A 25,915-nucleotide genomic window follows, 5' to 3' on the forward strand; every position below is an offset into this window, starting at 1 on the left:
GGAAACCGATCGGTCTACTGTGGCGGCAGGCGACGGAAACCGATCGGTTTCCGCGGACATCTGGAGTGGACGATGAACGAGGTAGTGCTGGTCACTGGCGGCAATCGCGGTCTGGGCAAGGCGTTCGTGGAGGAGGCCCTGGCCCGCGGCGCCCGCAAGGTCTACGCGGCGGCCCGCGACCCGCAGTCGGTGACGACCCCGGGCGCGATCCCGCTGGCCCTCGATGTGACGGACCCGGCGTCCGTCCGGCGCGCCGCCGAAGCGGCCCCCGACGTCACCGTGCTCGTCAACAACGCCGGCGTCACGGCGCAGGCGAGCGTCCTCAACGCCGACCTCGACGCCATCCGGGCCGAGTTCGAGACGAACTTCTACGGCCCGATCCTGGTCACCCGCGCATTCGCCCCGGTACTGCGGGCCAACGGCGGCGGCCGCGTGCTCAACGTCCACTCGGTGCTGTCCTGGATCTCGCAGGGCACCTCGTACAGCGCGTCCAAGGCCGCCCTCTGGCAGGCGACGAACGCGTTCCGGCTGGAGCTGGCCGGGCAGGGCACGACGGTGACCGGCCTGCACGTCGGATACATCGACACCGACATGACGGCCGGCGTCGACGGCCCGAAGGCCGATGCCCGCGACGTCGCCCGCCAGGCCTTCGACGGGCTCGAAGCGGGCGCGTTCGAGGTCCTCGCCGACGAGATCACCCGCAGCGTGAAGGCCGGCCTCTCGGCCGACCCGGCCGCGCTCTACCCGCAACTGGTGTAATGGGGGCGTGAGCGCATACCGGGCCGAGGGCGAGTACAAGCGCGATTCGCGATACATCACCGACCGCATCACCGCCGACGGGCGCGACGGCTGGCCGGTGGAGCCGGGGCGCTACCGCCTCGTCGTGAGCCGGGCCTGCCCGTGGGCCAGCCGCGCCATCATCGTGCGCCGGCTCCTGGGGCTCGAGGACGTGCTGTCCATGGGCGTGTGCGGACCGACGCACGACGAGCGCAGCTGGACGTTCGACCTCGACCCCGGCGGGCGCGACCCGGTGCTCGGCATCGAGCGGCTGCAGGAGGCGTACTTCAAACGCTTCCCCGGCTACGACAAGGGCATCACGGTCCCGGCGATCGTCGACATCCCCTCCGGCCAGGTGGTCACCAACGACTTCGCCCAGCTCACCCTCGACCTGTCGACGGAGTGGGGAGTCGACTCGCCGCTGTATCCGCCGGCGCAGCGCGACGAGATCGACGAGGTCATGCAGCTGGTCTACCGCGACGTCAACAACGGGGTGTACCGGGCCGGGTTCGCCGGTTCGCAGGAGGCGTACGAGGCCGCGTACGACCGCCTGTTCGCCCGGCTCGACTGGCTGTCGCAGCGGCTGTCGCGGCAGCGGTACCTCGTCGGCGACGCGATCACCGAGGCCGACGTCCGCCTGTTCACGACCCTTGTCCGCTTCGACGCCGTCTACCACGGCCACTTCAAGTGCAACCGCAGCAAGCTCAGCGAGATGCCGGTCCTGTGGGCCTACGCGCGGGACCTGTTCCAGACCCCCGGCTTCGGCGACACCGTCGACTTCGACCACATCAAGCAGCACTACTACCTGGTCCACCGCGACATCAACCCCTCCGGCATCGTCCCCGCCGGGCCTGACCTCAGCGGCTGGCAGGAGCCGCACGGCCGCGGCTGACCGCCGGGCGCGGTGCGGGAACCGGCCGCTCGCCGGGCGCCGGGGGTTTCTACCCTTGACGCATGGTGTTGTGGAGCGTGCCGGCGTATCTGCCGTACGTGCAGCCCCCGCTGACCGGCGCGGCCGTCGCCGCGGCCGAGGAGCGGCTGGGGGTCCGGCTGCCCGCGGCATACCTCGCCATGCTCGAGGTCCAGAACGGCGGGGAGCTGCGGGCGACCTGGCCGGGCCTGCCGCACCGGCGCCTCGCCGGGATCGGGCCGCACTTCCCGAGCATCACCCGTGACGATGCCTGGTGGCGCCGGCCCGACGATGGCGACGACATCTGGGTGCCCGACGGTGCCGGGCGCCTCGTCGCGTTCGACGGGGGCGGGCACTGGGACCTGTGCCTGGACTACCGGGGCGGCGACGACGAGCCCGAGGTGGTGATGGTCGACGTCGACGGTGCGTCGGTGACGGCCGTCGCGAAGAGCTTCGACGCGTTCCTCGCCGGGCTCGTCGACGAGACCGAGGCGTCGGCGCTGCGGATCCGCTCCGGCATCGGGCTCGACGACCTGGCGGCGCTGCTCGGTGACGAGCTGGACTGCGCGTTCGTCGACCAGGGCGACTGGGCCCACGGATACCGCACGCTGCACGCCCGGCTGCCCGGCGGGGCCCAGGTCTGGCTGAGCGAGAACCGCGTGCCGGCCGGGTTCCACCGCGAGGGCCGCCAGGTGGTCGTGACCACCGAGACCGCCCTGCGCCTGCCGGCCGACCCGCGGTGCCGCATCATCGTCGAGACGGCCGACGACGACGCCGGTCAGACCCGCAGCACACTGCAGCACCTCGGCTTCGGTACGCCCTGAGGCCGCCCGACCCCGATGCGCTCACCGCAGCACCCGCCGCCCGACCTCGGCCGCTGACGCGCGGAGCGCCGCGAGGTCCAGCGACACCAGCCGCCCGTCCCGCTTCACCACCCGGCCGTCGACGAGCACCGTGTGCACGTCGGCCGGCCCGAGCGTCGTGACGAGCGCGCCCGTCACGTCCCCGGCCAGGTGGTCCAGCCCCGAGAACAGTACGAGGTCGGCCGGGCGCCCGACGGCGACGGCACCGGCGACGGCGCCGAGCCCGATGGCCGCCGCGCTGTCCGCGGTCGCCGCGGCCAGCACGGACCCGGCGGGCGCCATGGTGCCGCTCTCCGCCCGGTGCCGGCGCAGCGTCTCCCGCATCGGCTCGAACAGGTCCGGCGGCGCGTTCACCACCACGTCGGTGCCGAGCCCGGCGCGACCGCCCGCGGCCAGGAACCGGGTGTACGGCGACTCCCCGTGCCCCATCGTCGCCTCCACGACCGGCGTCACCGTCACGCCGGTGCCGGTGTCCGCGAGCCGGTGCGCGTCCTCGGCCGTCATCGCGTTGACGTGCACCAGCTGCAGCCACGGCCCGAGCAGCCCGGCCGCGTCGAGCCGGTCCAGCCCGCCGCCGGGGCCGCCGTTGGCGTGCATCGACGCGAACAGCCCGAGGTCGCGGGCGAAGCGCAGCTCGTCCGCCACCGTTTCCTGGGGCGCGAACACGGCCATCGCCCCGGTCACCAGCCCCGCCCGCCCGGCCACCGCGCGGGCGCCGGCCCGGTCCGCGGCCGCGACGACCGCGCGGATGCCGGCGGTCGCGTAGGCGTCGAGGACGGCGTCCACATGGGGCACGTTGCACCAGTCGAAGACGGTGGTCACGCCGGCGTCGAGGGCCTCCGCGGCGCCCAGGAGCGCGGCCAGGTTCGCATCCTGCGCGCGGTACCGGGGCAGCGCCCGGCCGAGGACGGCGCCGAAGTAGTCGGGCAGTGTCATGTCGGCCCCGGCACCGCGCAGCGGCGACTGCCACACGTGCCGGTGCCCGTCGACGAGGCCGGGCCCGACGTGCAGCCCGGAGGCGTCGATGACCTCGGCCGGGCGGTCGGCGACGACGCCGACGGCGGCGATGACGCCGTCGGACACGAGGACGTCGGCGGGCTCTCCGGACAGCAGACGGCCGCCGCGAATCAAGATATCCACGGCAAAAGCTTTTCAGAAAGCTTTTTAGAAAGTCAAGCGTTGCCGGCCTTCGGGTCGCCGATGAGCTCCGGACGGTCGATGTCGGTGCGGGCCGTGCCCAGGGCCGAGCCCACGAACTGGCGGTAGACGGCGGCGGGCAGCGAAGTACCCGTGACGGCCGTGCCCGCCTTGTCCAGCAGCGGCTGCTCGTTCGTCTTGTTGCCGACCCAGACCGCCACCGCGACCTGCGGCGCGAAGCCCGCGGCCATCGCGTTCGCGTTCTGGTTGACGTCGTTGGTCAGCGGCCACTCACCGGCCGCGAGCGCGGTCGGCCGCCCGTCGGCGAGGCGCCCGGCCGGCTGCTGGGTCATCGCCCAGGCGACGTTCTGCGCGATCGGCGCGTCGATGGCCGGCTCGGCCCGGTCGGACGCCCGGTACAGCGTCTTGCTGCCGTAGGTGATCTGCGCGATGAAGTGCGTCGTCGCCCGGCTCCCACCGGCCGCGAACGTCGCCATGGCGCTCGCCTGGTCGATGAGCTTCACGGGGTACTGCCCAAAGCCGACCTCGATGCCGAACCTGCTCGGAAACAGGGCCCTGCCGGGCTTGTCGAGCGGTGTGGCCTTGGGCTCGCCGCCCGCCACGGGCGACCACATCGTCCCGATCCCGGCGGCGCGGGCCATGTCGATGACCGTGTCCGGGCCCGCCTTCATCGCCACCGCGAACAGCGGCACCTTCAGCCCGTCGCGCTGGACGTCCAGCAGCGTGCACGACGGCTTGCCGCCCGGGCACCTCTTGCCGTCCCGGACCGGATTGCCGTTGCGGATCGTGCGCCCGGCCGCCGGGAATTCGCCCTCGGCCGGCGCCTGCCACTTCGACTCCAGCGAGATGCCGGCCTTCAGCGCCGCGGCCAGGGTGATCGGCACGAACGCGTTGCCCGCGGGGTGCCCGAGCGCGGCGTAGTCGAGGCCGGTGCCCCGCTCGCCGCCGTAGTACGCCAGCACCCGGCCCGTCCCCGGCTGCACCGCCACCGCGGCCGCCTGCAGGTTGGCCGGCTGCCCGCCCATCGCCGCCCCGACCGCGCCGAGCAGCGAGTTCTGCAGCTTCGGGTCGATGGTGGTGGTGATCCGGGCACCCTCGCGCGGCACGTCGATGGCGTTGAACTCGTCGAGGACCAGGTGCGCGATCAGCCCGGCGCCGTCCTTCGGGCGCAGCGCGTCGTGGCGCTTCCTGGAGTCCTCGGCGGTGCGGGTGGTGCCCTCCGGGTACACGACCCCGGTCCCGCCGCCGGTCATCGCCTTGCGGATCTCCTCGAACCGGGCGCGGGCGGCGTCGGCGTGCACCGTCGGGTCGTAGGCGCCGTCGCCGGGCGAGTCGAGCTGCGCGGCGAGCACCACCGCCTCGCCGGGGGAGAGGGTCGCGGCGGGCTTGTCGTAGTACGTCTGCGCGGCCGCCTCGATGCCGTAGGCCTGGCGCCCGAAGTACATCGCGTTGAGGTACCGGTCGAGGACGACGTCACGGCCGTAGTGGTTCTCGAGGCGCGCGGCCACCGCCTGGAGCCGGGCCGAGCCGGTGTGCTCGTTGCCGGCGAGCGTGCGGGTGAGCTGCACGGTGATCCGGGTCGGCCGGCCGAACCAGTGCCCGTCGCGGAATCCGGGGTCCTGCGCGGCGATGACGGCGTCGGCGACGTACCCCGGCAGCCGGGTCGTGTCGATCGCCACCTGGTCGTCCTGGCTGTTGCGGAACATGACCGAGCCGTCGGAGTACAGCACGTCGGTCGACCCGCCCGGCTCGCCCAGGTCCGACGGCGTCACGCCGGCCACGTAGATCCCGGCCGCGGCGGCGGCCGCGCCGAGCAGCACCACGATGACCGCGGCCCCGACGAGCAGCTTCTTCCGGTTCATCAGCGTCAGTCCTCCCCCTGGACTGACGCATCGTACTTGGTCGACCTCTGCCCTCAGCGCCTAGGACAGCGGTTTCCCGAGGCTGGCCTCCATCGCGTCATAGACGGCTGTGCTTCGCTCGTGGTCGGCCAGATGCCGTGTCACGTAGGCCAGCCAGTAGCCGCCGGTCGCCGTCGCGAACCCGCCGGCCGAGGAGCCGCCGATCCCGCCCATGCCGACCCACGTGTCGTCGCGCCGCCAGCCGAGCGTCCACACCGCCTCCTCCTCCAGGAGCCGGTCGACTCCCGTGGCCTGCGGCGCGAGGGCCTCGGCCAGCAGGTCGGCGGGCAGCAGGCGGGGGAGTGCGTGGTACACCCCGGCCAGCCCGCGGGCGGTGGCGTGCAGGTTGACCGCCGGCAGTTCGCCGCCGCGCCAGCCGGGCCCGTTGAGCACCGCGGTGTCCAGCAGCCCGGCCGGGTTGCCCAGCGCGCGGGCCCACAGGTCGCCGTGGCCGTGCACCGCCTGCTCCGGCCAGTCCGGCGACCCGTGCTCGACCTCGGCGCAGCGGGCCTGGTCGGCCGCCGACAGTCCGAAATGGACGTCGAGGCCGAACCCGCGGACCACGTCGCCGACCGTCTCACCGGTCGCCCCGCGCAAGATGGCGCCGAGGATGTTGCCGTAGGTCAGCGCGTGCTCGCCCACGGCCGTCCCCGGCGCCCATTCGAGGGGCGAGGCGGCGATGGCGGCGGTGCAGCGGGCCCAGTCGAGCCCGTCGGCGGCGGTCAGCGGCTCGGCGATCGCGGGCAGCCCGAGCTGGTGGGCCAGGGCGTGGCGGACGGTGCCGCGCGGGTCGGTGAACGCCGGCCAGTACGTCGCGACCGGCTCGTCGAGGCCGATCCGGCCGTCGGCGACCCGGGCGAGCACGGCCAGGGCCGCGACCGGCTTGCCGGCCGAGAACACGGTGACGAGCGTGTCAGCCGTCCAGGGCCGGGTCCGCGCGGCGTCGGCCCAGCCGCCCCACAGGTCGACGACGAGCTCACCACCGGCGTAGGCGGCGACCGCGGCGCCCGTCTCGGCCCCCGACTCCAGCTGCGCCCGGAAGGCTTCGGCGACCGCTTCGAAGCCCTTTTCGACGGTACCGCTGACAGGATCCACCATGCCCGCGGACCTTACCGGGCCGCCTCGGCGTGCGCCGCACGCTTTTGTCGTCAATGCTCTTGGCATGCGTCGTTTCGGAGCCGTCGTCGGGCTGCGCCCTGAGCACCATGAGGAGTATCTGCGCCTGCACCGGCGGGTCTGGCCCGCGGTCGAGGCCCGCCTCACCGAGAGCCACTTCACCAACTACACGATCTTCGTGCGCGGGGACATGCTGTTCGCCTACTACGAGTACACCGGCCGGGACTACCGCGCGGACGCCGCCGCGGTCGCCAACGACCCGATCACCCGCGAGTGGTGGACCCTGACCGACCCGTGCCAGCAGCGCCTGGACGGCACGCCGGAGGGCGAGCAGTGGGCGCCCCTGACCGAGGTGTGGCACCTGGACTGACGCCGCCGCCGTAGCGGCCGGCGTCCGCACCCCGGACTCAGCTCGCGGTCGACGTGATGGCGATGACCCTCGTCAGGGCGGCGTGCAGTTGGAGCAGTTCGTCCATGGGCATGTTGAGGCGCTCGAACACGGCGGCCGGGATCTTCTCGGCCTCCCGCCGCAGCTCCCGCCCGGCCGCGGTGAGCGTCACCTCGAGCACCCGCTCGTCCCGCTCCGCCCGCCCCCGGTTGATCAGACCACCGGCCTCGAGCCGCTTGAGCAGCGGCGACAGGGTGCCCGGGTCGAGCTGGAGCAGCCGGCTGAGCTCCTTCACCGACAGCGGCGAGTGCTGCCACAGCGCCAGCATCACCAGGTACTGCGGATGCGTCAGCCCCATGGGCTCCAGCAGCGGCCGGTAGAGCGAGATGACGTTGCGGGACGCCACCGCGAGCGCGAAACAGACCTGATGCTCCAGCGCGAGTGGATCGCCGACCGCTGCGTCTTCGGTCACCATGCCCAGCCACCCTTCCACCACTTGCTGACGGCTGCCATACTAGCCGTACCCCAATGATTGGTACACCAATGATTGCCACCCCAAGGAGTGTGACCCATGTTCGGACGCAAGCGCAGCGACCCGGCCAAGCGGGACCGCGTGGGCACGTTCTTCTTTCGGATCTTCGGCCCGGCGACGGTGGAGGGCGCGATCCAGGGCTGGAGCCCAGAGGCTCAGTCCCAGTACAAGAAGATGCGCGAGGCCCACAAGCAGGCCGCCGCCGCCCGCCGCGAGTCCGCGGTCGAGGACCGCTGAGTTCGGCCGCCGTTGTCTTTCACCGTCATCGGGTCGTCCGACAGGTCGGGTGCCGTGGGTGGCCGACATGTCGGGCGCTGGCGCGCCGCGACATGTCGGATTTATCGCCTGACGGGGTATATCGATATTTAGCCGCTTACGATGGTTTTGCAGGTATTTCGCGGATCTCTGGGCCCGGAGCGGTCCGCCTACCGCAGGCGGCGCCGGCTGGCCTCCTGCAGCAGCGCGAGCCGGGTCGCGCCGACGACCACGACGGCGAGGGCCGTACGCCACACGACCAGCCCGAACTCGGGTGTCGTCACGTGTCCCGCCCCGAACTTCCCGGCCACCCCGTCGAGCCCCGGCATGCTGATCGCGAGGGTCAGCAGCGCCACGCCCGCCATGGTCGGCGCCACCCAGATCGCCCGCGGCCGCTCGAACGTGGTCCAGGCCGCCCCGACCAGCACGAGGGTGGCGGTGATGAGCAGCATCGCCATGGCCACCGTAATCGGCCGATGCCCGTCGAGGCGGCTGGCGCCGTGCAGCGTCCACCCGCTCCAGACGTCCCCGCCCCGCTGCAGGAGCGTCGACGCGCCGAAGTTCGTCTCAACGGTGACGGTGTTGTCCTCCCGAGCCCACGGCAGCGCGAGTGCCAGCAGGGCCGCAATCGCCCCGATGAGCGCCACGACCCGGCTCCCGAGCCCGGCGGTGGTTGGCCCCGGTGCGGGGGCGACCTCGACTGCCGAGGCGCCGACCACCCCGGCTCCGCCGTCGTGCGGTGCATTCATGCCCGTAGACCGTAGTACCCGGCCCCAGGCAAGTCACTGGTCCCACCGGCCACCTGTGCTGCCGTGTGAGACCTTCCGGGCGGCCGGGTCCCACCTCCGGCTCTCCCCGGCGCAGGCCGCCTTCGGTAACGGGTCGAGTCGTCGGGCCGGACCACCCTCGACGCGGGTGCGGTCGACGCCGGCGCCGCTCGCTCGTCTACTGTGCGCAGTTCCGCTGGCGTAGGGCTTCGTCCTGCCGTCGCGCGCTCTGCCCCGGCGTAATCCGTGCGCCGCGGGCCCGGTGTCACCCGCGTGCGCCGCGGGCCTGGTGTCACCCGTGCGCCGGGGGATCGGGTGGAACGCGTCCACGGCTGGGCTCCGGTGTCGTTCACGCTGCCGCTGCCGCTGCCGCTGCCGCTGCCGCTGCCGCTGCCGCTGCCGCTGCCGCTGCCGCTGCCGGCGTCGGCGTCGACGTCGACGTCGAAGCGGGCGGAGGGGCCGCCGGGCCCCCGACGACGCCGCCAAACCCGTGCGTCGCGGAGGTTCGGCGCGATCCCCGCGCTGCGGAGGCATGGCGTGATTCCTTCGCTCCGGCCCGGCGTGATTACCGCGCCGCGAGGGTGGCGGTGTCACTTGTCCTGGGTGACCGGCTTTCGGCGGCTGGTGGCCTGGCGGTAGCCCGGGTGAACGCCTGGCGTCAGGCCCTGCTGGTCGGCGATGCGCTGGAGCAGGTTCGTCAACTGTCCGCGCTCGTCCGGCGTGAGAGCGGCGAGGAGCTCGTCGTCGTGTTCGGTGGCGACGGACCGCATGTCGGTCATGACCCGTTCGCCGTCCACGGTCAGGTACAGCTCGTGGTGCCGGCGGTCGGTCGCGCCAGTGCGGCGTTCGACGAGGCCCTTGTGGCCGAGGTTGTCGATGAGCACGACCACGCGGCTGGGGACCACGCCCAGGTCGACGGCGACCGACTGCTGGCTGCGGCCCGGCTGGCCGGAGATCATCCGCAGCAGGCCGACCTCCGCCGGGGAGAGGCCGAGCCGCTGCACACGGCCGGCGAACTTCTCCGATGCGTGCGCGCCCAACTGTGCCAGTAAGAAAGCCGCTCCTCGCGGTCGCCGGGGTTGCCCGCCTTGCTCCATGCCGTTATGGTACAACAAACCGAACGATTCACTGAGATGAACTATTCATTTGAGAGAAGGGAGGCGCCGATGGCTGTCACTTTCCATCCGGACCTCGCCGGGAAGGTCGCCCTCGTCACCGGTGGATCGCGCGGGATCGGCGCGGCCACGGGGCGGGCCCTGGCGGCCAACGGGGTGCGCGTCGCGGTCAACGGCCGGGACGTCGCCGCCGTCGACGAGCTTGTCGCCGCGATCGGTGCGGACGGCGGCACCGCGCTTGCCGTGCCCGGCGACGCCACCGATGCGGCGACCGTGCACCGCATCCGCGAGGAGGTCGAGCGGGCGTTCGGGCCGATCGACATCCTGGCCCCGTTCGTCGGTGGTCAGGGCCGGCCGGTGCCGACCCACCAGCTCGGCGCCGAGCAGTGGCGCGCCACCGTCGAGGCCAACCTGACATCGGTCTACCTCGCGGTCAGTGAAGTGCTTCCGAGCATGATCGAGCGCCGCACCGGCGCGATCGTCACCATGTCCTCGATCGCGGGCCGCGTGCCGGGCCAGGCCAGCGCCGCGTACGCCGCCGCCAACGCGGGCCTGGTCATGTTCACCAAGCACCTGGCGTCGGAGGTCGGCCGCCACGGCATCCGCGTCAACTGCCTCGCCCCGTCGGCCGTGCTCAACAGCCGCATGCGGGAGCACATGAGCGCCGACCAGCTCGCCGAGCTGGCGTCGCACTTCCCGCTGGGCCGCATAGGCCGGCCGGACGACGTCGCCGAGGCCGTGCTGTACCTCGTCTCCGACGCCGCCTCCTGGGTCACCGGGGCGACGCTGGACCTGACCGGTGGACGGGTGATCGCATGACCAGCCCCGCGACCACGGCCCCGCGGCGGCGGACGCAGGGCGGCCCGCACCTCGGTGCCCTGGCGATCGTGTTCGCCGCACTGTTCCTGCTCGGGCTCGTCCTCAGCACGATCCTGGCCGGCGGCAAGCCGTATCCGTCGCCGTTCGGGGACGAGGCGGGCATCCTGGCGTACTTCCGCGACAATCCGGACCCGGTGCGGATCGGCGGCGCGTTGCAGTTCGCCGCGGCCATCCCGCTGGCCATCTACGCCGCCACCGCGAGCGCCCGGCTGCACCAGCTCGGCATCCGCGTGCCCGGCGCGACGATCGCGCTCGCGGGCGGGCTGCTCGCCTCGGGCTTCCTCGCGCTGTCCGGGCTGGTCGGCTGGGTGCTGGGCCGCCCCGAGCTGCACGCCGAACCCGCACTGGTCCGAGCCCTGCAGCTGCTGAACTTCGCCGCCGGCGGCGTCGGCCACATCGTGCCGCTCGGTCTCCTGCTGGCCGGCATCGCCGTGCCCGGGCTGCTCGCCCGGCTGCTGCCGGCGTGGCTGGCCTGGGCGGGTCTCGTGATCGCGGGGGTTGCGGAGCTGTCGACATTTGCGCTGCTCGTCGACGGGGCCGCCTATCTGCTGCCCGTGGCCCGCTTCACCGCATTCGTCTGGCTCATCATCGCCGGATTCCGCCTGCCGCGCCAACGAGCCCGGTCGGAGGTGTGACTGTCGCTGTCGGTGTCGTTGGCTGCGCGCCGGGTGTGAGCCGCGAGAAAGGGTGAGTGCCGGAGCCGCCTGCCGCGTCGCCAACGAGCCCGGTTGGAGGTGTGACTGTCGGTGTCGTTGGCTGCGCGCCGGGTGTGAGCCGCGAGAAAGGGTGAGTGCCGGAGCCGCCTGCCGCGTCGCCAACGAGCCCGGTTGGAGGTGTGACTGTCGGTGTCGTTGGCTGCGCGCCGGGTGTGAGCCGCGATAAAGGGTGAGCTCGGGCCCGCCCGCCGCGTCGCCAACGAGCCAGGTCGGAGGTGTGGCCCTCGCTGTCGGTGCCGTCGGGCGCGCGCCCGGTGCGAGCGGCGCGGATGCGTAGGTCCCGGCCCGCCTGCGCCGCTATTGGATCGGCGCGGCGCTCGTCGTATGGCGCGGGAGGCGGCGCGGGGAACCTGCGTCATGCGGCGTAGGGGGCGGCACTGGAGGGCCTCGTCGTGCGACGTGGAAAGGGCGCAGTCTGGGAGGGCGCCGGGGAGCTTCGTCGTGCGCGCGTGGGTGGGCGGGTGCGGGGAGTTTGGTGGCGTGGCGGGGCGGGTGGAGGGTTATGTCGTCGGTGGGGTGGCTCGGAGGAGTGGGGGGTGGAGGACTGTTGCCGGGCCCTTCGTGAAGAGCTGGGCCGGGCGGCCGCGGTCGCCGGTGGTTGAGCGGCCGGTCGGGACGACGAAGCCGGGTGTCGTCGTGGCCTTGCGGTGGAAGTTCCGCGGGTCCAGTGTCGCCGACCAGACGGCCTCGTACACGGCGCGCAGCTCGGCGATGGTGAACTGCGGCGGGCAGAAGGCGGTGGCCAGCGGGGAGTACTCGAGCTTGGCCCGGGCGCGCTCGATGCCGTCCTCCAGAATCCGGGCGTGGTCGAAGGCCAGAGCCGGGAGGTCGGCCACGCGGCACCACTCGGCCTCCGCGGCGTCGGTGCCGGCCTTCGGGGTCGGTGCGGCCGGGAGGAGTGCCAGATAGGCGACGGTGACGACCCTGGCCCTCGGGTCGCGGGCCGGGGTGCCGTACGTGGCGAGCTGCTCCAGGTGGGCGGCCTCCCGCTGGATGCCGGTCTCCTCGGACAGCTCGCGGACCGCGGCGTCGGTCAGGTCCTCATCCTCGCGGACGAAGCCGCCCGGCAGAGCCCAGGCGGACTCGTACGGCGGGATGGCCCGGCGGACCAGCAGGGCGCACAGGGCGTCCTGGCGGACCGTGAGCATGACCAGATCCACAGTGACCGCGAATGCCATGTATTTATCACCACGTTGACGAGAAAGGACGACGACTTATATCGTCCAGGTGACGATAACTCAGGGGAGGTCGCCATGGCGGATGTGTCTCGGCGGTTGTTCATGCGGCACCTGCGGGGAGCGCCGACCAGCTGGGTCCGGCACCACGTCGGTGGCAAGGTGCGGCACGAGGGGATCGGGCAGTCGTTCTGGTACCGGCCGCTCACCGCCGTGCTCTCCGAGGTCCCGGTCGACGACCGCGAGCTGCCGCTGCTGTTCCACGCGCGGACGAGCGACTTCGCGGACGTCACCGTGCAGGCGACGGTGACGTACCGGATCAGTGCCCCGGCGACCGCGGCCGAGCGGCTCGACTTCTCCGTCGACCCCAAGGGCGGGCACTGGCGGGCGCAGCCGCTGGACCAGGTGGCGACGCTGCTGGCCGAGCTGGCGCAGCAGCCGGCGCTCGACCTGCTCGCGCGGCTGCCGCTGACGGAGGCGCTGACCGCCGGGATCGCGCCCGTGCGCGAGGCGGTGTCGGCGGCGCTCGGCAGCGATCCGCGGCTGACCGACACGGGGGTCAGCGTGGTGTCGGCCCGGGTGGTCGCCATCCGGCCCGAGCCGGACCTCGAGCGGGCGCTGCAGACGCCGACGCGGGAAGCCGTCCAGCAGGAGGCCGACCGGGCCACCTATGCGCGGCGGGCGCGGGCGGTCGAGCAGGAGCGGGCCATCGCCGAGAACGAGCTCCAGAGCAAGATCGAGCTGGCCCGGCGGGAGCAGCAGCTCGTCGAGCAGCACGGTGCCAACACCCAGCGGCAGGCCGAGCTCGACGCGGCCGCCGCGCTCGTCGCGGCCCAGGCCGAGGCCGAGCGGGGCCGGGTCGCGGCGGCGGCCGAGGCGGAGGCGGACCGGGTGCGGACCCAGGCCCGCGCCGACGGTGTGCGCGCGGTCGGGCTGGCCGAGGGGGAGGCGGAGGCGGCTCGGCTGGCCGCGTACCGGGACCTGCCGCCCGCGGTGCTCCAGGCCCTGGCGCTGCGCGAGCTGGCGGGGCAGCTGCCGGAGATCGGGCAGCTCACGATCACCCCGGACGTGGTGACCGACCTGCTCAACCGGCTCAACCGATGAGCACCCTCGCGCCGCGGGTGGTGCTCGTGTCGCGGCGCAGTGAGCTCGACGAGCTGCTCGCCCGGCACGGAACGCGGGCGGCGGCCGACTACTACCTGCGGCAGCGGGGCCGGGACCTGGCCGAGGTCACGGCCCGGCACGAAGCACTGCGGCAGGCGCTGGCCGTGGCCGGCGGCGGGATCCCCGCTGACTGGCGGCGGGGGCACATCGACCGGGAGGACCTGCCGCGGTTCCTGTTCGGCCCGGAGGACATCGTGGTCGCCGTCGGGCCGGACGGGCTGGTGGCGAACGTGGCGAAGTACCTCGACGGGCAGCCGGTGATCGGCGTCGACCCCGAGCCGGGGCGCAATCCGGGAGTGCTCGTCCGGCATGCCCCCACGGCCCTTGCGAAGCTGCTGCGGAAGCACGGCGACGTCGCGAAGAGCGGCGACATCGAGCGGCGGACCATGGTCTCGGCCCGGCTCGATGACGGGCAGGAGCTGCTGGGACTGAACGAGGTGTACTTCGGCCACGCCAGTCACCAGTCCGCGCGGTACACCCTCACGCAGCCGGACGGGCGGCGCGAACGGCATTCGTCGTCGGGCGTGGTGGTGGGGACCGGGACCGGGGCGACCGGGTGGTGCGCGTCGATTGCGCTGGAGCGGGCCGCGGCACCCGGCCGGCCGGAGCCGCAGGCGGCCGCGGTGTGCTGGTTCGTGCGTGAGGCGTGGCCGTCACCGGCGACCGGGGCCACGCTGACCAGCGGGGCCCTGACCGGGAGCGAGCGGCTCGAGCTGGGGTGCGAGGGGGATCGGCTCGTCGTGTTCGCCGACGGGCTGGAGGCCGACCGGCTCGAGCTGGCGTGGGGGCAGCGGGTGAGCATCGGCGTCGCCGAGCGCCGCCTCAACCTCGTCGTGTGACGATGGGGGGCGTGAAAACCTTCCCGCTGGGCAAGTACGCCGTCCACCGCGTCGGCTTCGGCGCGATGCAGCTGCCCGGGCGCGGTGCCTTCGGGCCGCCCCGGGACCGGGCCGAGGCGCTCGCGGTCGTGCGCCGGGCCGTGGACCTGGGCGTCGACCACATCGACACCGCCCAGTACTACGGGCCCGACGTCGCGAACGAGATCCTCCGCAGCGCGCTGTACCCGTACCCGGACAACCTGGTCCTGGTCAGCAAGGTCGGCGCCCGGCGCGACGAGAAGGGCGCCTGGCTGCCCGCCGACCGGCCCGAGGAGCTGCGCGAGGGCGTGCTGGACAACCTGCGGGCGCTGAACGTCGACCGGCTGCACGCCGTCAACCTGCGCCTGCACGCCAAGGGTGACCCCAAGGTGCTCGACGCCCAGCTCGACGCCATGATCGCGATGCGCGACGAGGGGCTGATCGACGGGATCGGGATGAGCAACGTCGACGAGGAGCAGCTGCGCCAGGCTCTCGCCAAGACCGAGATCGTGTGCGTGCAGAACCCGTTCAACCTGGTCGACCGGCAGTCGCAGCCCGTGCTCGATCTCTGCCGGCAGAAGGACATCGCGTTCGTGCCCTTCTTCCCGCTCGGCGCGGCGTTCGGCCGGGCCCGGATCATCGGGCACCCGAAGGTCAAGGCCGTCGCCGAGCGCCTGGACGCCACCCCGGCCCAGGTCGCGCTGGCGTGGATCCTCGCCGTCGCGCCGAACACGCTGCTCATCCCCGGCACCGCGTCGCTGGAGCACCTGGAGGAGAACGTGGCCGCCGGGCGCCTGGAGCTGGATGACGAGGCGAAGGCCGAGTTGGACGTCCCGGCGTGAAGAAGCGGCCGGTCGGCAATCTCCTCGCGCTCGCCGTGCTCTCGTACCTGAGCCGGCAGCCGATGCACCCCTACGAGCTGTCCAAGACGCTGCGCAGCCACGGCGACGCGCGCAGCATCAAGTTCAACCACGGCTCGCTGTACATGGTCGTCCAGCAGCTGGCCAGGGCCGGGTTCGTGGCCGAGCAGGAGGTCAACCGGGACGGCGCGCGCCCCGAGCGGACCGTGTACCAGATCACCGACGCCGGCCGGGCCGAGCTGCGCGACTGGCTGCGGGAGCTGGTGGGGCAGCCGCAGCACGAGTATCCGGGGTTCGTCTCCGCGCTGTCGCTGATCTCGGCCCTGAGCCCGAACGAGGTGGTGCCGCTGCTGCGGGCGCGGCTGGTCGGGATCGCGGAGCAGCGGGCGGCCGCCCAGTCGGAGATCGACGCCGCCGAGGCGCAGGGGCTCCCCGCGCTGTTCCTGATCGAGGAGGTGTACCGCGTGGGCCTGCTCGACGCCGAGGCCGCGTTCGTCGCCGACCTCATCGGCAAGATCACGGATCCGGAGAAGGGCTGGGGTCCCATGTGGGCCGCCGCGCACGGCGAGGAGTATCGCGCCGAATAGTTGACACTGACTAGTTGCTCCTGGATAGTTGGAAACAACTATTTTAGCGAGCGGGGGATCGGCCATGGCCGGAATCGGCAACGCGATCATCATCGGCGGCGGCATCGGGGGCCCGGCCGCGGCGATGGCACTCCAGCGGGCGGGCATCGAGGCGACGGTCTACGAGGCCTACGACGGCCCGGCCACCGGCGTCGGCGGCGCCCTGAGCATCGCCCCGAACGGGCGGCAGGCTCTGGCCGCGATCGGGGCCGACGCCGCGGTCGCCGCGGTCGGCCGCCCGATGCGCGCGATGGTGATGCAGAGCTGGACGGGCAAGCGCCTGGCCGAGTTCGCCGCCCCCGCGCGGCTGCCCGAGCAGCTGCTGATCTGGCGCCCCGAGCTCTACCGCGCGCTGCACGCCGAGGCCGTCCGCCGGGGCATCCGCATCGAGCACGGCAAGCGCCTGGTGGCGGTGGAGCACGCACCGCACGGCGCGCGCGCCACGTTCGCCGACGGGAGCACCGCCGCCGGGGACGTCCTGATCGGCGCCGACGGGATCCGCTCCGCGGTCCGCTCGGCGATCGATCCCGGGGCGCCGTCCCCGCGGTACACCGGGCTGCTGGGCTTCGGCGCCCGCTGCACCGGCGACGGCCTGGCGCCGACCGGTCCGAAGATGCACATGGTTTTCGGCAAACGCGCATTCTTCGGGTACCAGATCGAGCCCGACGAGGCCGGCTGGTTCGCGAACCTGCCCCACCCCACGCCCATGCGCGCCGCCGAGGCCCAGCGGGTGCCGGCCGAGGAGTGGCTGCGCCGCATCGCCGAGCTCTTCCGCGACGACCGCACGCCCGCGGTGGACATGGTCCGCCGCACGCGCCCCGAGGACCTCGTCATCACCGGGGGGCTCGAGGACATTCCGCGCGTCCCCGTGTGGCACAAGGCCTCGGTCGTCCTGCTGGGCGACGCCGCCCACGCAACGTCCCCGAGCTCGGGGCAGGGCGCCTCGCTGGCCATCGAGAGCGCCGTGCAGCTCGCCCGCTGCCTGCGGGACCTGCCCGTCGCGGAGGCGTTCGCCGAATACGAGCGGCTGCGCCGGGCCCGGGTCGAGCGCATCATCGCCATGGCCGCGCGCACCAACGCCGACAAGGCGGCCGGCCCGATCGCGCGGGTGCTGCGCGACGCGCTGATGCCGATCGCGATGAAGGCGTTCGGCGACCCGAAGAAGTTCGCGTGGCAGTTCGACCACCCGATCGACTTCGCCGCCCCCGTCGTGCCGGGCGACCGGACGACGCCGTCCGGCCGGGGCTGACAGTGGCCGGGGCCGGGTGCGCTCCGATGAGGATCTGGAGCTGAACACCACCTGTGACCCGCAGCCGCCCCACCGCCTGACCACGCGGTGGGGCGGCGCGTAGCATCGGTGCCATGGACGAGGCCGAGCTCGACACCCTGCCGAAGCTCGGCGCCCCGGCAACCCGGGCCCTGCACGGCGCGGGCTACACGAGCCTGCGCCAGCTCGCCGGTGTCGCGCGGACCGACCTCGCCACGCTGCACGGCATGGGCCCGAAGGCGCTCGGCATCCTCACGGAGGCGTTGCGGCGCCACGGGTTGAGCCTGCGCTGACCCCGCGCGCCGCCGTCCGGCGGTGAAGCGGGCCGGCCTGTCGTCTAGCTGACCTGACCGAGCGTGGCCGGCTGCTACGTTGCGTGACATGCGGCTCGCTTCGTTCAATGTGGAGAACCTGTTCGCCCGGGCCAAGGCGATGGACACGACGGTGCGTGAGGTCGGGGAGCCGGCGCTTGCGGCGTTCGAGCGCTTCAACCGCATTGCCGGCCACAGCGAGTACACCCCGGAGGACCGGGCGGCGATGCTCGACGCGCTGGTGACGCTCGGTGTGCTCGTGCAGACGCGGGACGGGCGGCGGCTCAATCCGCGGCAGTTCGACACCGCATGGGCGCTGCTGCGGGAGAACCGCGGTGACTTCCTCGCCGCGCCCGCCGACAAGGAGCCGCACATCGTCGCGGCCGGGCGGGGGGACTGGACCGGCTGGGTGGAGCTGATCACCGAGCCGGTCGACGAGGTCGGGACGCGGATGACGGCGCGGGTCATCAGGGACGTCGGGGCCGACGTGATCTGCCTGGTGGAGGCCGAGAACCGGCCGGCGCTGGTGCGCTTCAACGACGAGCTGCTCGGGCGGCAGTACGAGCACGCGATGCTCGTCGACGGCAACGATCCGCGGGGGATCGATGTCGGGCTGCTGTGCACGGACGTCGTCGACATCGACTGGGTGCGCAGCCACGTCGACGTGCCCGATCCCGCGGTCCCGGGCAAGCGCCTGTTCAGCCGGGACTGCCCGCTGTACAAGCTGCGGCTGCCCGGCGGCCAGGACCTCTACCTGCTGCTGAACCACCTCAAGAGCCAGTCGTTCGCGTCCGGCGACCCGGACCCGCTGCGCACCCGGCAGAGCACCGAGGTCCGGGCCATCTACGACCGGCTGCGGGCGCAGGGCGCGCAGTACGTCGCGGTCCTCGGCGACTTCAACAAGGGCCCCGACCGCACGGACCCGAAGCGGCACCCGACCCTCGAGGCGCTGCTCGGCGCCGGCTCCCCGCTGGTGAGCTGCTTCGACCTGGACGCGTTCGGCGAGCTGTTCGACCCGAAGGACGCGGACCGGGAGCGGCCCGGCACGTTCCAGTCGTGCACGATCAGCAACCGCCTCGACTACATCCTGCTGTCGCCCGAGCTCGCGGCGAAGGTGACGGGCGGGGGCGTGTTCCGCAAGGGCCTCTGGGGCAGCCCCGCCAACAAGACACCGCCGAAGCTCTGGAGTGTGTACCCCGAGATCACTGCCGCGAAGCACGCGGCCAGCGACCACGCCGCCGTCTGGGTGGACCTGGATCTGGCCGGAGCCTAAGAGCGAAGCAGCGTCAGTACCGCCAGCACGCGCCGGTTGGTGTCGGGCAGCGCGGGCAGGCCCAGCTTCAGGAAGATGCTGCGGATGTGCGCCTCGACGGTCCGCTCGGCCAGGAACAGCCGCTCGGAAACGGCCACATTGGACAGCCCCTCGGCCATCAGGGCCAGGATCTCGCGCTCGCGCTCCGACAGCGCATCCACCCCGTCGCCCCCGCGGCGCGGCCGGCGCATGACCCGCTCGACGACGAGCGGGTCGACGGCCGTGCCGCCGGCGAGGACCCGGCGCACGTCGGCCAGGAACCGGTCGATGTCGGTGATGCGGTCCTTGAGGAGGTAGCCGACCCCGGCCTCGCCCTGCTCCAGGATCGTCACCACGTCCCGGGTCTCGATGTACTGCGACAGCAGCAGCACGGCCAGCCCCGGCTCCTCCCGGCGCAGCCGCAGCGCCGCCCTCAGGCCCTCGTCGGTGAAGGTCGGAGGCATGCGGATGTCGACGATGACGGCGTCGGGGCGCTGCTCGGCGACGCACCGCAGCAGCCCGTCGGCGTCGCCGGCCGAGCCGACCACGTCGAAGCCCTCCGCGGCGAGGAGCCGTTCGAGCCCGACGCGCAGCAGCACCGAGTCGTCGGCAAGCACCAACCGGTTCGTCATGGCACCTCTCCCACCAGGGGCAGCGCGGCCGTGAGCCGGGTCCCACCGCCGGGCGCGCTGTCCAGCGACAGGCGCCCGCCGCCTGCCTCGACCCGGTCGCGCAGCCCTTCCAGCCCGCCGCCGGGGACGAACACCGCCCCGCCGGACCCGTTGTCCCGCACCGCGATGACCAGCTCGCCGTCCACTGTGGTCAGGCGCAGCTCGACGTCGTCGCCGCCGTGCTTCTCGGCGTTCGTCACCGCCTCCAGGGCCACGTAGTACGCGGTCGCCGCGGTCTCCTCGCCGAGCTCGCGGGCGGCCGCGCCGGCCCGGTCGTCGACGCGGACCGCGACCCGGGACCGCTCGGCCAGACTCTCCAGGGCGCCGGCGAGGCCGTGCGTGACGAGCGCCGGCGGGTTCATGCCCCGGGCGATCTCGCGCAGCTCGGCCACCGCGGTGTCCAGCTCGGACAGTCCCTGGGACAGCAGCGGCGAGCCGTCCGCACCGGCCCGCTGGGCCCGGCGCAGCAGCAGGGAGGCGGCGATGAGCCGCTGCTGCACGCCGTCGTGGATGTTGCGCTCGATGCGGCGCCGCTCGGCGTCGGCCGCCTCCACGATCCGGCGGCGGGAGCGCTGGATCTCGTCGAGGCGGAGCTGGTTGTCCAGGACCAGGGCGGCCATCCGCAGCACCGCGTGCAGCACGTCCGGCGCCGCGGCCAGGGCGGGGTCGTGGACGAGCGCGCCGACCTCCCGGCCGCCGAGCCGCAGCGGGGTCAGCACCACCCCCGGCGGCGGCTGCGGCCCGAGGGCGGCGAGCTCGTCGAGGGCGAGGATCTCCAGCGCGGGGTCGCCGAGCCCGGCCCGCAGCGCGTCGCGCAGTGCCGCCGGGGCCGGCTGCTCGGCGCCGAGCGCGGCGACGAGCGAGCGGATCGCCGGCGGCGGGGGCTGGGAGCGGGCCAGGCTCAGCGCGGCCCCGACCGGGATCGCCGCGCTGCCGGCGTAGTAGACGATCTGCGGGCCGGAGCCCTGGACGTACCAGTCGGTGCTGACCACGGCGGTCGCGGCGACGTTGGCGAGGTTCGCGATCCAGAACGGCGTGTACGCGGCCCGGTACGGCGGGGAGGCGGTGCGGTACCGGTGCAGCAGGAACAGCACCAGGAACACGCCGACCGCCGGATAGGTCGCGGCCCGTACGGCCAGCAGCCCGGCGATCCCGGCCGGGTGCCCGGGCGTCAGCCACCACGCGAGCAGCGCGGCCGGCCAGAACAGGTACCCGGCCAGGGCGGTGGCCCGGTCCAGCCGCCCGCGCAGCCGCCCGATGGGGATGACCAGGGCACAGTGCAGGATCAGCGGCTGGTAGACCGCGCCGAGCATCAGGTCGTCGCGGAACAGCTCGGGCACCGCCACCCGGCCCAGCCCGTCGGCGAGCCAGCACAGCCCGGCGGCGAGCATCAGCGGGCCCATCGCCGAGTCCGGCCGGGCCTTCCACATCCGCAGCCCGACCTCGGCGTGCAGGACCCCGGTGGTCACGAAGCAGGCCAGCTCCCAGGGGCTCCAGCCGCCACCCCGGTAGCCCAGCACGGCGACGGCGACGGCCGCGGCCGCCGCCAGGCTCCGCAGGCCCGTGCGCACCTCCGTATCGTCGGGCACCCGACGTATCAGCGGAATACGTGCTGCCACTGATGTCGCCGATCCGGGCCGATTTCTACCTTGAGCGCATGCGAACCCTGACGCTCTGCGTAGCCGCGGCGATGCTCCTCGCACTCGCCGCCTGCTCGTCCCCGACCTCGACTCCCACGGTGGCCGCGCCGGTGACCACGGCCGCCGCGAGCGCCGCGCCGGGGCTGACCACCACCGCCCCGGCGACGGCGGCGCCGACGACCGCCGCGGCGGCCGGTGCGGGCAAGCTCACCCTCGACCTGGTCAAGCAGCAGGTCGGGCCGGTGTTCGCGAAGGACCCCGACTGCCCTCGGGGTGCGTGGGTGACGGACCCGGGCAACATCGACGCCAAGTACCGGGCGAACGTGACGGCGTTCGGGGAGTACGACTGCCACCTGACGGACGGCGAGACCATCCCGCACCGCGTCGCCCAGGCCGTGTTCCTGACGTTCAAGGACCAGCACTCGCTCAACGACTACGCGGACGCCGAGCTGGGCATGGTCCCGACCCTCGTCGACGGCGCGACGGTGGTGATCATCGGCTCCGGCCTGAAGACCGTCGAGGTCCGGCCCATGCTGCGCGCGATCGAGAACGCCTGCGGCTGCGGGCACGTGGCCTGAGGCCGACCGAATCTCCACAGGTCGGCCACCGGATGCCCCGGGCCGTGACCGTACGGTTCGGGGCATCCGGGTCCCGATGATGCCGGCGGCCCGGACCGGCGCCCAGCGGCGTCCACAGTGGACGCGGTGCTCGCGCCCGGGCCTGCTGGAGGCGGCCCTGAGCAGCTCCGGGGGCGGCGTGGGAAGATCGCGGTATGACTTTGGCAGTGCTGGGGACCGGGATCATGGGCGCGGCGATCGCCCGCAACTGGCTCAAGGCCGGGCAGTCCGTTCGCGTCTGGAACCGGACCCGGGCCAACGCGGAGCCCCTCGAGGCCGACGGCGCGGTGGTGTGTGACACGGCGGCCGCGGCGGTCACCGGGGCCGACCCGGTGGTCACGATGCTGTTCGACGCCGATGCGGTGGTCGGCGTCATGCGCGCCGCCGCGCCGGGGCTCACCCCGGGCACGCTGTGGCTGCAGCTGAGCACCGTGGGCGCCGACGCCGCCGACGAGCTGGCCGGGCTGGCCGACGAGCTCGGGCTGGTGTATGTCGACGCGCCGGTCCTCGGCACGCGCGGGCCGGCCGAGCAGGGCAAGCTCAACGTCCTCGCGTCGGGGCCGGAGTCGGTGCGGGCGCGGGTCGAGGAGCTGGCCGGGCCGATCGCCGCGAAGGTCACCTGGGTGGGTGCGGCCGGGAAGGGCAGCCGGGTCAAGCTCGTGGTCAACAGCTGGGTCGTGACGGTCACCGCCGCCCTGGCCCAGAGTGCCGCGCTCGCCGACGCGCTCGGCGTCGACTTCCTGCCGCTGATCGCCGGCGGGCCTCTCGACTGGCCGTACGCCCAGCTCAAGCAGCCGCTGATGGAGCGGCGCGAGTACCCTGTCGCGTTCCCGGCCTCCGGCGCCGCCAAGGACGCCCGGCTGGTCGGCGAGCTCGCGGAGGCGCTGGGCGTCGACGCCTCCATGGCCCGGGCCGCCCGCGCACTGTTGGACGAGGCCGTGGCCCGTGGTCTGGGGGAGGACGACCTGGCCGCCGTCTACGAGGCCGTCCGCGCGCCCCGGTGAGCGGGGAGGAGCGGCTGGCCGGGGGGTTCGACGGCGGGGCGGTGCGGGTCGGGGACACCGTGCGGCGGGCGGCCGGGCCGTGGACGCCGGCGGTGCACTCGGTGCTGCGGCACCTGGAGGCGGCGGGGTTCGCGCGGGCGCCGCGGGCGCTCGGGTTCGACGAGCTCGGGCGGGAGGTGCTGTCGTTCCTGGACGGTGCCGTCGTCGGGGACGCCCGGCCCTGGCCCCGGTGGGTGCACGGCGACGACGCGCTGGTGCAGGTCGCCGGGTGGGTGCGGGAGCTGCACACCGCGATCGGCGACTTCGTCCCCGAGCCCGGGGCGATCTGGCGGGAAGGCGGCTCCTGGCGGCCGGGCATGGTGATCGGGCACAACGACGCCGCCCCGTACAACGCGGTGTGGGCCGACGGGCGGCTGGTGGGGTTCTTCGACTGGGACTTCGCCGGGCCGGTGACGCCGGAGTGGGACCTGGCGTTCACGGCGTTCGCGTGGGTGCCGCTGCACGCCCGGCACGTCGTGGCGGCCGAGGGGTTCACGGCGTTCGCCGAGCGGCCCCGGCGGCTGCGGCTGTTCCTCGACGCCTACGGGTGGGGCGGGGAGCTCGGGGCGTTCGTGGAGATCGTGCGCGCCCGCGTCGACGCCTCCGCGCGGGGCATCCGGCAGCACGCGGCGGACGGGGACCCGGTCTTCCGGCGGATGGTCGAGCACGGGGTGGACCGGTCGCTGGACACGGCGGTCAGCGAGCTGGCCGGGTTCGGCGAGCCCGGCGGATGACGGACTCGGCCACCAGCAGGTTGACGATCCAGCCCAGGGTCTGGCCGACCGGGATCATCGCCGGGGCCCGGGCGCCGATCTCGCCGGCCGCGGCGCCGCCGAAGGGGATCTGGGCCAGCAGGAGCAGGGGTACCAGGACGCGGGCGGTGACGGCCAGGAACGTCAGCGCGTAGTTGCGCAGCATCCAGGCCCGGTGCGCGGTGAAGTCGCCCCGGCGGGCGGCCCGATAGGCCAGCAGGCCGGTCACCAGCCACAGCACGGCCGCGGTGATGAGGCCGGCCCGGGTCAGCAGCCGGCCGGACCACCACGCCACCGGGACCGTGGCCAGTGCCGACGGCAGGACGCCGGCCAGCAGGTACGTGCGGCCTATTGCGCGGTGCAGGCGGCGGCGGGCGCGGATGCGCGCGATGAACTGCAGCGGCCCCAGGACCAGGGCGACGGCGGCGGTGAAGATGTGCGCGACGAGCACCGCGTAGTGCAGGTCGCCGCGCACCGCTATCCGGCTGTCGGCGAGGTTCAGGCCCAGGTAGGGGTAGGCGAGTACCGCCGCGAAGACGACCGCCACACCGAGGACCAGCCACGGGGCCCGGGTCATCGGCGCCGGGCCGCCATCGCGAGGACTCCCGTGGCCGCGGCGAACAGCAGGCCGAGCGTCATGACAGCGGTACCGATGACGGTGCCGAGGTTGTCCGAGCGGTAGTTGGGCAGCATCTGGCCGGCCGCGGTCCCGCCGACCACGATCCACAGGGAGATCAGGACCGCGAAGATCGGGGCCCAGCGGAAGCGGCGGGCCAGGATCGCGCTCAGCGCGCCGAAGACGGCGATGAAGGCGATGCCGGGCGGGAAGCCGGGAAACCTGGACGGGTCGGCGATCCACTGCACGACCAACCCTAGGATGCCGACGGCCAGGCCCACCAGCGAGAGCGTTGTTTTCGTCACGGGCCGATCATGCGCGGCCGGCCCCCGTCACCGCGTCGGCCCGGCGGCGGCGGGGGCGTACGAAAATCTGCGTAGCCGGGCCGTACGGGTGCGCTAGGCGAGCGGGTCCCAGTCGGTGGCGTAGCGCAGCAGCGAGGACGCGAGCTCGGGGTGGGCGTCGGCCCAGACGGTGTCGAAGAGGTACCACTGCTGGAACCCGAAGCACTCGCTGCAGTGCATGGCCAGCTGGGCGACGTGGGTGTCGGCCCGCAGCCGGCTCAGCTCCGGTCGCCGGCCACCCGTCAGGGGCTCCGCGGCGGCGGTGGTGAGCGGATCGGCGTTGAGGTTGAAGCCGGGCCAGGTGTTGCAACGTTGCAAGGCCGGCTCGATCGACGCGTCGTCCGGCCCGACGAGCGAGCGGAGCACGACCAGCTCCGCCGGCCAGGTGCCGGCGTCCGGGGCGGTCGCGCGCAGGTGGGCCGGCAGCTCGGGCAGTGTCAGGCCGGGGAACGCGAACGGCGGGGGGCAGTCGAGGCTGGCGCCGTCGTAGTAGGTGAGGAAGACCGCGAACGTCGTGTGGTCGCCCTCGGCCTCGGCGATGATGTCGCCGGGCAGGGCGCCGGCGTGCGTGACGTAGGCGAGGCGGTCGGGGTGGGCGGCGAGGGCGTCGTCGTCGAGGAAGAAGTAGGCGAGCTCGACCTCGTCGTCGTCGGTGCGCACCCGCAGGCTGTGCTCGTCCAGCCGGATGTACTCGTCGGACGGACCTTCGACGTACAGGTGCCGCCGCAGGTGTTCACGCAGTTCGTCGATGGTCGCCGGGGCGGGCAGGCGGTGCTCGCGGGCCCGCGTGAAGACGGTGTCGAGGCCGTAGACGTCGGCGCCGAGTGCTGAGCGCAGCCACGCCTCCGGGTCGTCCTCGTCCCAGCCGCGGCGGAAGAAGCCGAGCACCGACCGGTCGGGCAAGGACCGGACGAGCTTGCTCCACGGGCCCTCGTAGTGCGAGCGGTAGACGAACAGCACGCGGTCAGTCCTCGGTCACGGGGGTCATGACGACCGTCCATGTCCGCACGGTCACCGCGAGCAGGCCCGAGCGGACCGCCTCGTCGTCGATCTCGGCCAGCCGGAGGGCGTCCTCGAGGGTCGCGGTGGCCAGGACCGTCATGCCCTCGTCCACGGCCCCGTCCACGTCCTCGAACGGCCCCGCCATCACTAACGTGCCGTCCTCCGCGCGCCGGTTCAGAAACGCCAGGTGCTCCGCGAAGCCGGGCTGGTCGGTGACGCTGACCCCCGGCTTGGCGGCGGGGCCGGGGCGGTGCTGCAGGACGAACCAGATGCGCGGGGTCATGCCCACCAGGATCGCACCC

At 73.5% G+C, this 25,915-nt stretch carries 29 protein-coding genes and 1 pseudogene; 17 read left to right on the forward strand and 13 right to left on the reverse strand.

Annotated features, from left to right (window positions below):
• The first annotated feature begins 72 nt into the window (after window positions 1–72).
• From Dvina_RS15070 to Dvina_RS15080, 3 genes and pseudogenes are all read left to right on the forward strand, one after another.
• Window positions 73–759 carry an SDR family oxidoreductase gene (locus Dvina_RS15070; RefSeq protein WP_223103105.1) on the forward strand — a complete coding sequence of 229 codons (687 nt, stop codon included), beginning with the start codon at window positions 73–75 and terminating at the stop codon, window positions 757–759.
• Between the two features lie 7 nt (window positions 760–766).
• Window positions 767–1,728, forward strand: a pseudogene (locus tag Dvina_RS15075) (glutathione S-transferase family protein).
• A 3-nt stretch (window positions 1,729–1,731) separates the two neighbouring features.
• The gene (locus Dvina_RS15080) at window positions 1,732–2,511 is read left to right on the forward strand and encodes an SMI1/KNR4 family protein (RefSeq protein WP_223103107.1); all 780 of its coding nucleotides are present in this window, start codon (window positions 1,732–1,734) and stop codon (window positions 2,509–2,511) included.
• A gap of 21 nt (window positions 2,512–2,532) precedes the next feature.
• Here Dvina_RS15080 and Dvina_RS15085 read toward each other — a convergent pair whose 3' ends face one another.
• From Dvina_RS15085 to Dvina_RS15095, 3 genes are read right to left on the reverse strand one after another with little or no spacing between them, the layout of a single operon-like run.
• On the reverse strand, window positions 2,533–3,690 hold the full coding sequence (locus tag Dvina_RS15085) for an amidohydrolase family protein (protein ID WP_223103108.1): 1,158 nt from the start codon (window positions 3,688–3,690) through the stop codon (window positions 2,533–2,535).
• Window positions 3,691–3,722: 32 nt separating this feature from the next.
• A complete protein-coding gene (locus Dvina_RS15090) occupies window positions 3,723–5,570 on the reverse strand; it encodes a transglycosylase domain-containing protein (protein ID WP_223103109.1) in 1,848 nt (615 codons plus the stop codon).
• Between the two features lie 60 nt (window positions 5,571–5,630).
• A complete protein-coding gene (locus Dvina_RS15095; protein WP_223103110.1) occupies window positions 5,631–6,707 on the reverse strand; it encodes a serine hydrolase domain-containing protein in 1,077 nt (358 codons plus the stop codon).
• 64 nt (window positions 6,708–6,771) lie between these two features.
• Here Dvina_RS15095 and Dvina_RS15100 point away from each other — a divergent pair, with 64 nt between their 5' ends.
• Window positions 6,772–7,095 carry an L-rhamnose mutarotase gene (locus Dvina_RS15100; protein ID WP_223103111.1) on the forward strand — a complete coding sequence of 108 codons (324 nt, stop codon included), beginning with the start codon at window positions 6,772–6,774 and terminating at the stop codon, window positions 7,093–7,095.
• Between the two features lie 37 nt (window positions 7,096–7,132).
• Here the strand turns inward: Dvina_RS15100 and Dvina_RS15105 are convergent, their stop codons facing one another.
• Window positions 7,133–7,588 (reverse strand): MarR family winged helix-turn-helix transcriptional regulator, encoded by a 456-nt coding sequence (locus tag Dvina_RS15105; protein WP_223103112.1) that lies wholly within the window; start codon window positions 7,586–7,588, stop codon window positions 7,133–7,135.
• Between the two features lie 96 nt (window positions 7,589–7,684).
• Here Dvina_RS15105 and Dvina_RS15110 point away from each other — a divergent pair, with 96 nt between their 5' ends.
• Complete coding sequence (locus tag Dvina_RS15110; RefSeq protein WP_223103113.1) at window positions 7,685–7,882, forward strand: hypothetical protein; 198 nt, start codon at window positions 7,685–7,687, stop codon at window positions 7,880–7,882.
• Between the two features lie 188 nt (window positions 7,883–8,070).
• Here Dvina_RS15110 and Dvina_RS15115 read toward each other — a convergent pair whose 3' ends face one another.
• Complete coding sequence (locus Dvina_RS15115; protein WP_223103114.1) at window positions 8,071–8,649, reverse strand: hypothetical protein; 579 nt, start codon at window positions 8,647–8,649, stop codon at window positions 8,071–8,073.
• Window positions 8,650–9,257: 608 nt separating this feature from the next.
• A complete protein-coding gene (locus Dvina_RS15120; protein WP_223103115.1) occupies window positions 9,258–9,764 on the reverse strand; it encodes a MarR family winged helix-turn-helix transcriptional regulator in 507 nt (168 codons plus the stop codon).
• A 69-nt stretch (window positions 9,765–9,833) separates the two neighbouring features.
• On the opposite strand from Dvina_RS15120, the gene Dvina_RS15125 reads away from it, so the two are divergent.
• Both Dvina_RS15125 and Dvina_RS15130 read left to right on the forward strand, forming a co-directional pair.
• Window positions 9,834–10,601, forward strand: a complete 768-nt coding sequence (locus Dvina_RS15125; protein WP_223103116.1) for an SDR family NAD(P)-dependent oxidoreductase — start codon at window positions 9,834–9,836, stop codon at window positions 10,599–10,601.
• Complete coding sequence (locus tag Dvina_RS15130; RefSeq protein WP_223103117.1) at window positions 10,598–11,296, forward strand: hypothetical protein; 699 nt, start codon at window positions 10,598–10,600, stop codon at window positions 11,294–11,296. The genes Dvina_RS15125 and Dvina_RS15130 overlap by 4 nt, the downstream gene beginning before the upstream one ends.
• A gap of 581 nt (window positions 11,297–11,877) precedes the next feature.
• Here Dvina_RS15130 and Dvina_RS15135 read toward each other — a convergent pair.
• A complete protein-coding gene (locus Dvina_RS15135; RefSeq protein ID WP_223103118.1) occupies window positions 11,878–12,555 on the reverse strand; it encodes an NUDIX hydrolase in 678 nt (225 codons plus the stop codon).
• 75 nt (window positions 12,556–12,630) lie between these two features.
• On the opposite strand from Dvina_RS15135, the gene Dvina_RS15140 reads away from it, so the two are divergent.
• The 7 genes from Dvina_RS15140 to Dvina_RS15170 all read left to right on the forward strand — a co-directional run bounded on the left by Dvina_RS15140 (window position 12,631) and on the right by Dvina_RS15170 (window position 18,910).
• Window positions 12,631–13,656, forward strand: coding sequence for an SPFH domain-containing protein (locus tag Dvina_RS15140; protein ID WP_223103119.1), 1,026 nt, complete (start codon window positions 12,631–12,633; stop codon window positions 13,654–13,656).
• Window positions 13,653–14,555: an NAD(+)/NADH kinase gene (locus Dvina_RS15145; protein WP_223103120.1), complete on the forward strand. Its 903-nt coding sequence runs from the start codon at window positions 13,653–13,655 to the stop codon at window positions 14,553–14,555. Before Dvina_RS15140 ends, Dvina_RS15145 begins: the two co-directional genes overlap by 4 nt.
• A gap of 2 nt (window positions 14,556–14,557) precedes the next feature.
• Window positions 14,558–15,415, forward strand: coding sequence for an oxidoreductase (locus Dvina_RS15150; protein ID WP_223105536.1), 858 nt, complete (start codon window positions 14,558–14,560; stop codon window positions 15,413–15,415).
• The gene (locus Dvina_RS15155; protein WP_223103121.1) at window positions 15,412–16,020 is read left to right on the forward strand and encodes a PadR family transcriptional regulator; all 609 of its coding nucleotides are present in this window, start codon (window positions 15,412–15,414) and stop codon (window positions 16,018–16,020) included. The genes Dvina_RS15150 and Dvina_RS15155 overlap by 4 nt, the downstream gene beginning before the upstream one ends.
• A gap of 64 nt (window positions 16,021–16,084) precedes the next feature.
• A complete protein-coding gene (locus Dvina_RS15160) occupies window positions 16,085–17,308 on the forward strand; it encodes an FAD-dependent oxidoreductase (protein WP_223103122.1) in 1,224 nt (407 codons plus the stop codon).
• A 113-nt stretch (window positions 17,309–17,421) separates the two neighbouring features.
• The gene (locus Dvina_RS15165) at window positions 17,422–17,619 is read left to right on the forward strand and encodes a helix-hairpin-helix domain-containing protein (protein ID WP_223103123.1); all 198 of its coding nucleotides are present in this window, start codon (window positions 17,422–17,424) and stop codon (window positions 17,617–17,619) included.
• Window positions 17,620–17,707: 88 nt separating this feature from the next.
• Entirely contained in the window at window positions 17,708–18,910 is a 1,203-nt protein-coding gene (locus Dvina_RS15170; protein WP_223103124.1) for an endonuclease/exonuclease/phosphatase family protein, read from the forward strand.
• Here Dvina_RS15170 and Dvina_RS15175 read toward each other — a convergent pair.
• Complete coding sequence (locus Dvina_RS15175; RefSeq protein WP_223103125.1) at window positions 18,907–19,560, reverse strand: response regulator transcription factor; 654 nt, start codon at window positions 19,558–19,560, stop codon at window positions 18,907–18,909. The two genes, Dvina_RS15170 and Dvina_RS15175, sit on opposite strands and share 4 nt — an antisense overlap.
• On the reverse strand, window positions 19,557–21,170 hold the full coding sequence (locus Dvina_RS15180; protein WP_223103126.1) for a sensor histidine kinase: 1,614 nt from the start codon (window positions 21,168–21,170) through the stop codon (window positions 19,557–19,559). The genes Dvina_RS15175 and Dvina_RS15180 overlap by 4 nt, the downstream gene beginning before the upstream one ends.
• Before the next feature lie 86 nt (window positions 21,171–21,256).
• Between Dvina_RS15180 and Dvina_RS15185 the strand changes: the two genes are divergently transcribed.
• From Dvina_RS15185 to Dvina_RS15195, 3 genes are all read left to right on the forward strand, one after another.
• A complete protein-coding gene (locus tag Dvina_RS15185) occupies window positions 21,257–21,817 on the forward strand; it encodes a hypothetical protein (protein ID WP_223103127.1) in 561 nt (186 codons plus the stop codon).
• A 194-nt stretch (window positions 21,818–22,011) separates the two neighbouring features.
• A complete protein-coding gene (locus tag Dvina_RS15190; RefSeq protein ID WP_223103128.1) occupies window positions 22,012–22,860 on the forward strand; it encodes an NAD(P)-dependent oxidoreductase in 849 nt (282 codons plus the stop codon).
• Window positions 22,857–23,633 carry a phosphotransferase gene (locus Dvina_RS15195; protein WP_246656227.1) on the forward strand — a complete coding sequence of 259 codons (777 nt, stop codon included), beginning with the start codon at window positions 22,857–22,859 and terminating at the stop codon, window positions 23,631–23,633. The genes Dvina_RS15190 and Dvina_RS15195 overlap by 4 nt, the downstream gene beginning before the upstream one ends.
• On the opposite strand, the gene Dvina_RS15200 is transcribed toward Dvina_RS15195, so the two are convergent.
• The 4 genes from Dvina_RS15200 to Dvina_RS15215 form a co-directional block, all read right to left on the reverse strand.
• Window positions 23,596–24,228, reverse strand: a complete 633-nt coding sequence (locus Dvina_RS15200; RefSeq protein WP_223103129.1) for a DUF2306 domain-containing protein — start codon at window positions 24,226–24,228, stop codon at window positions 23,596–23,598. The genes Dvina_RS15195 and Dvina_RS15200 overlap by 38 nt on opposite strands.
• Window positions 24,225–24,572: a hypothetical protein gene (locus tag Dvina_RS15205; protein WP_223103130.1), complete on the reverse strand. Its 348-nt coding sequence runs from the start codon at window positions 24,570–24,572 to the stop codon at window positions 24,225–24,227. The genes Dvina_RS15200 and Dvina_RS15205 overlap by 4 nt, the downstream gene beginning before the upstream one ends.
• A 93-nt stretch (window positions 24,573–24,665) precedes the next feature.
• Window positions 24,666–25,571 (reverse strand): hypothetical protein, encoded by a 906-nt coding sequence (locus tag Dvina_RS15210; RefSeq protein ID WP_223103131.1) that lies wholly within the window; start codon window positions 25,569–25,571, stop codon window positions 24,666–24,668.
• A gap of 4 nt (window positions 25,572–25,575) precedes the next feature.
• Complete coding sequence (locus Dvina_RS15215) at window positions 25,576–25,896, reverse strand: YciI family protein (RefSeq protein WP_223103132.1); 321 nt, start codon at window positions 25,894–25,896, stop codon at window positions 25,576–25,578.
• Window positions 25,897–25,915: the final 19 nt, after the last annotated feature.

The organism is Dactylosporangium vinaceum (genome assembly GCF_019904175.1).
In the GTDB taxonomy this organism is placed as follows: Bacteria; Actinomycetota; Actinomycetes; order Mycobacteriales; family Micromonosporaceae; genus Dactylosporangium; species Dactylosporangium vinaceum.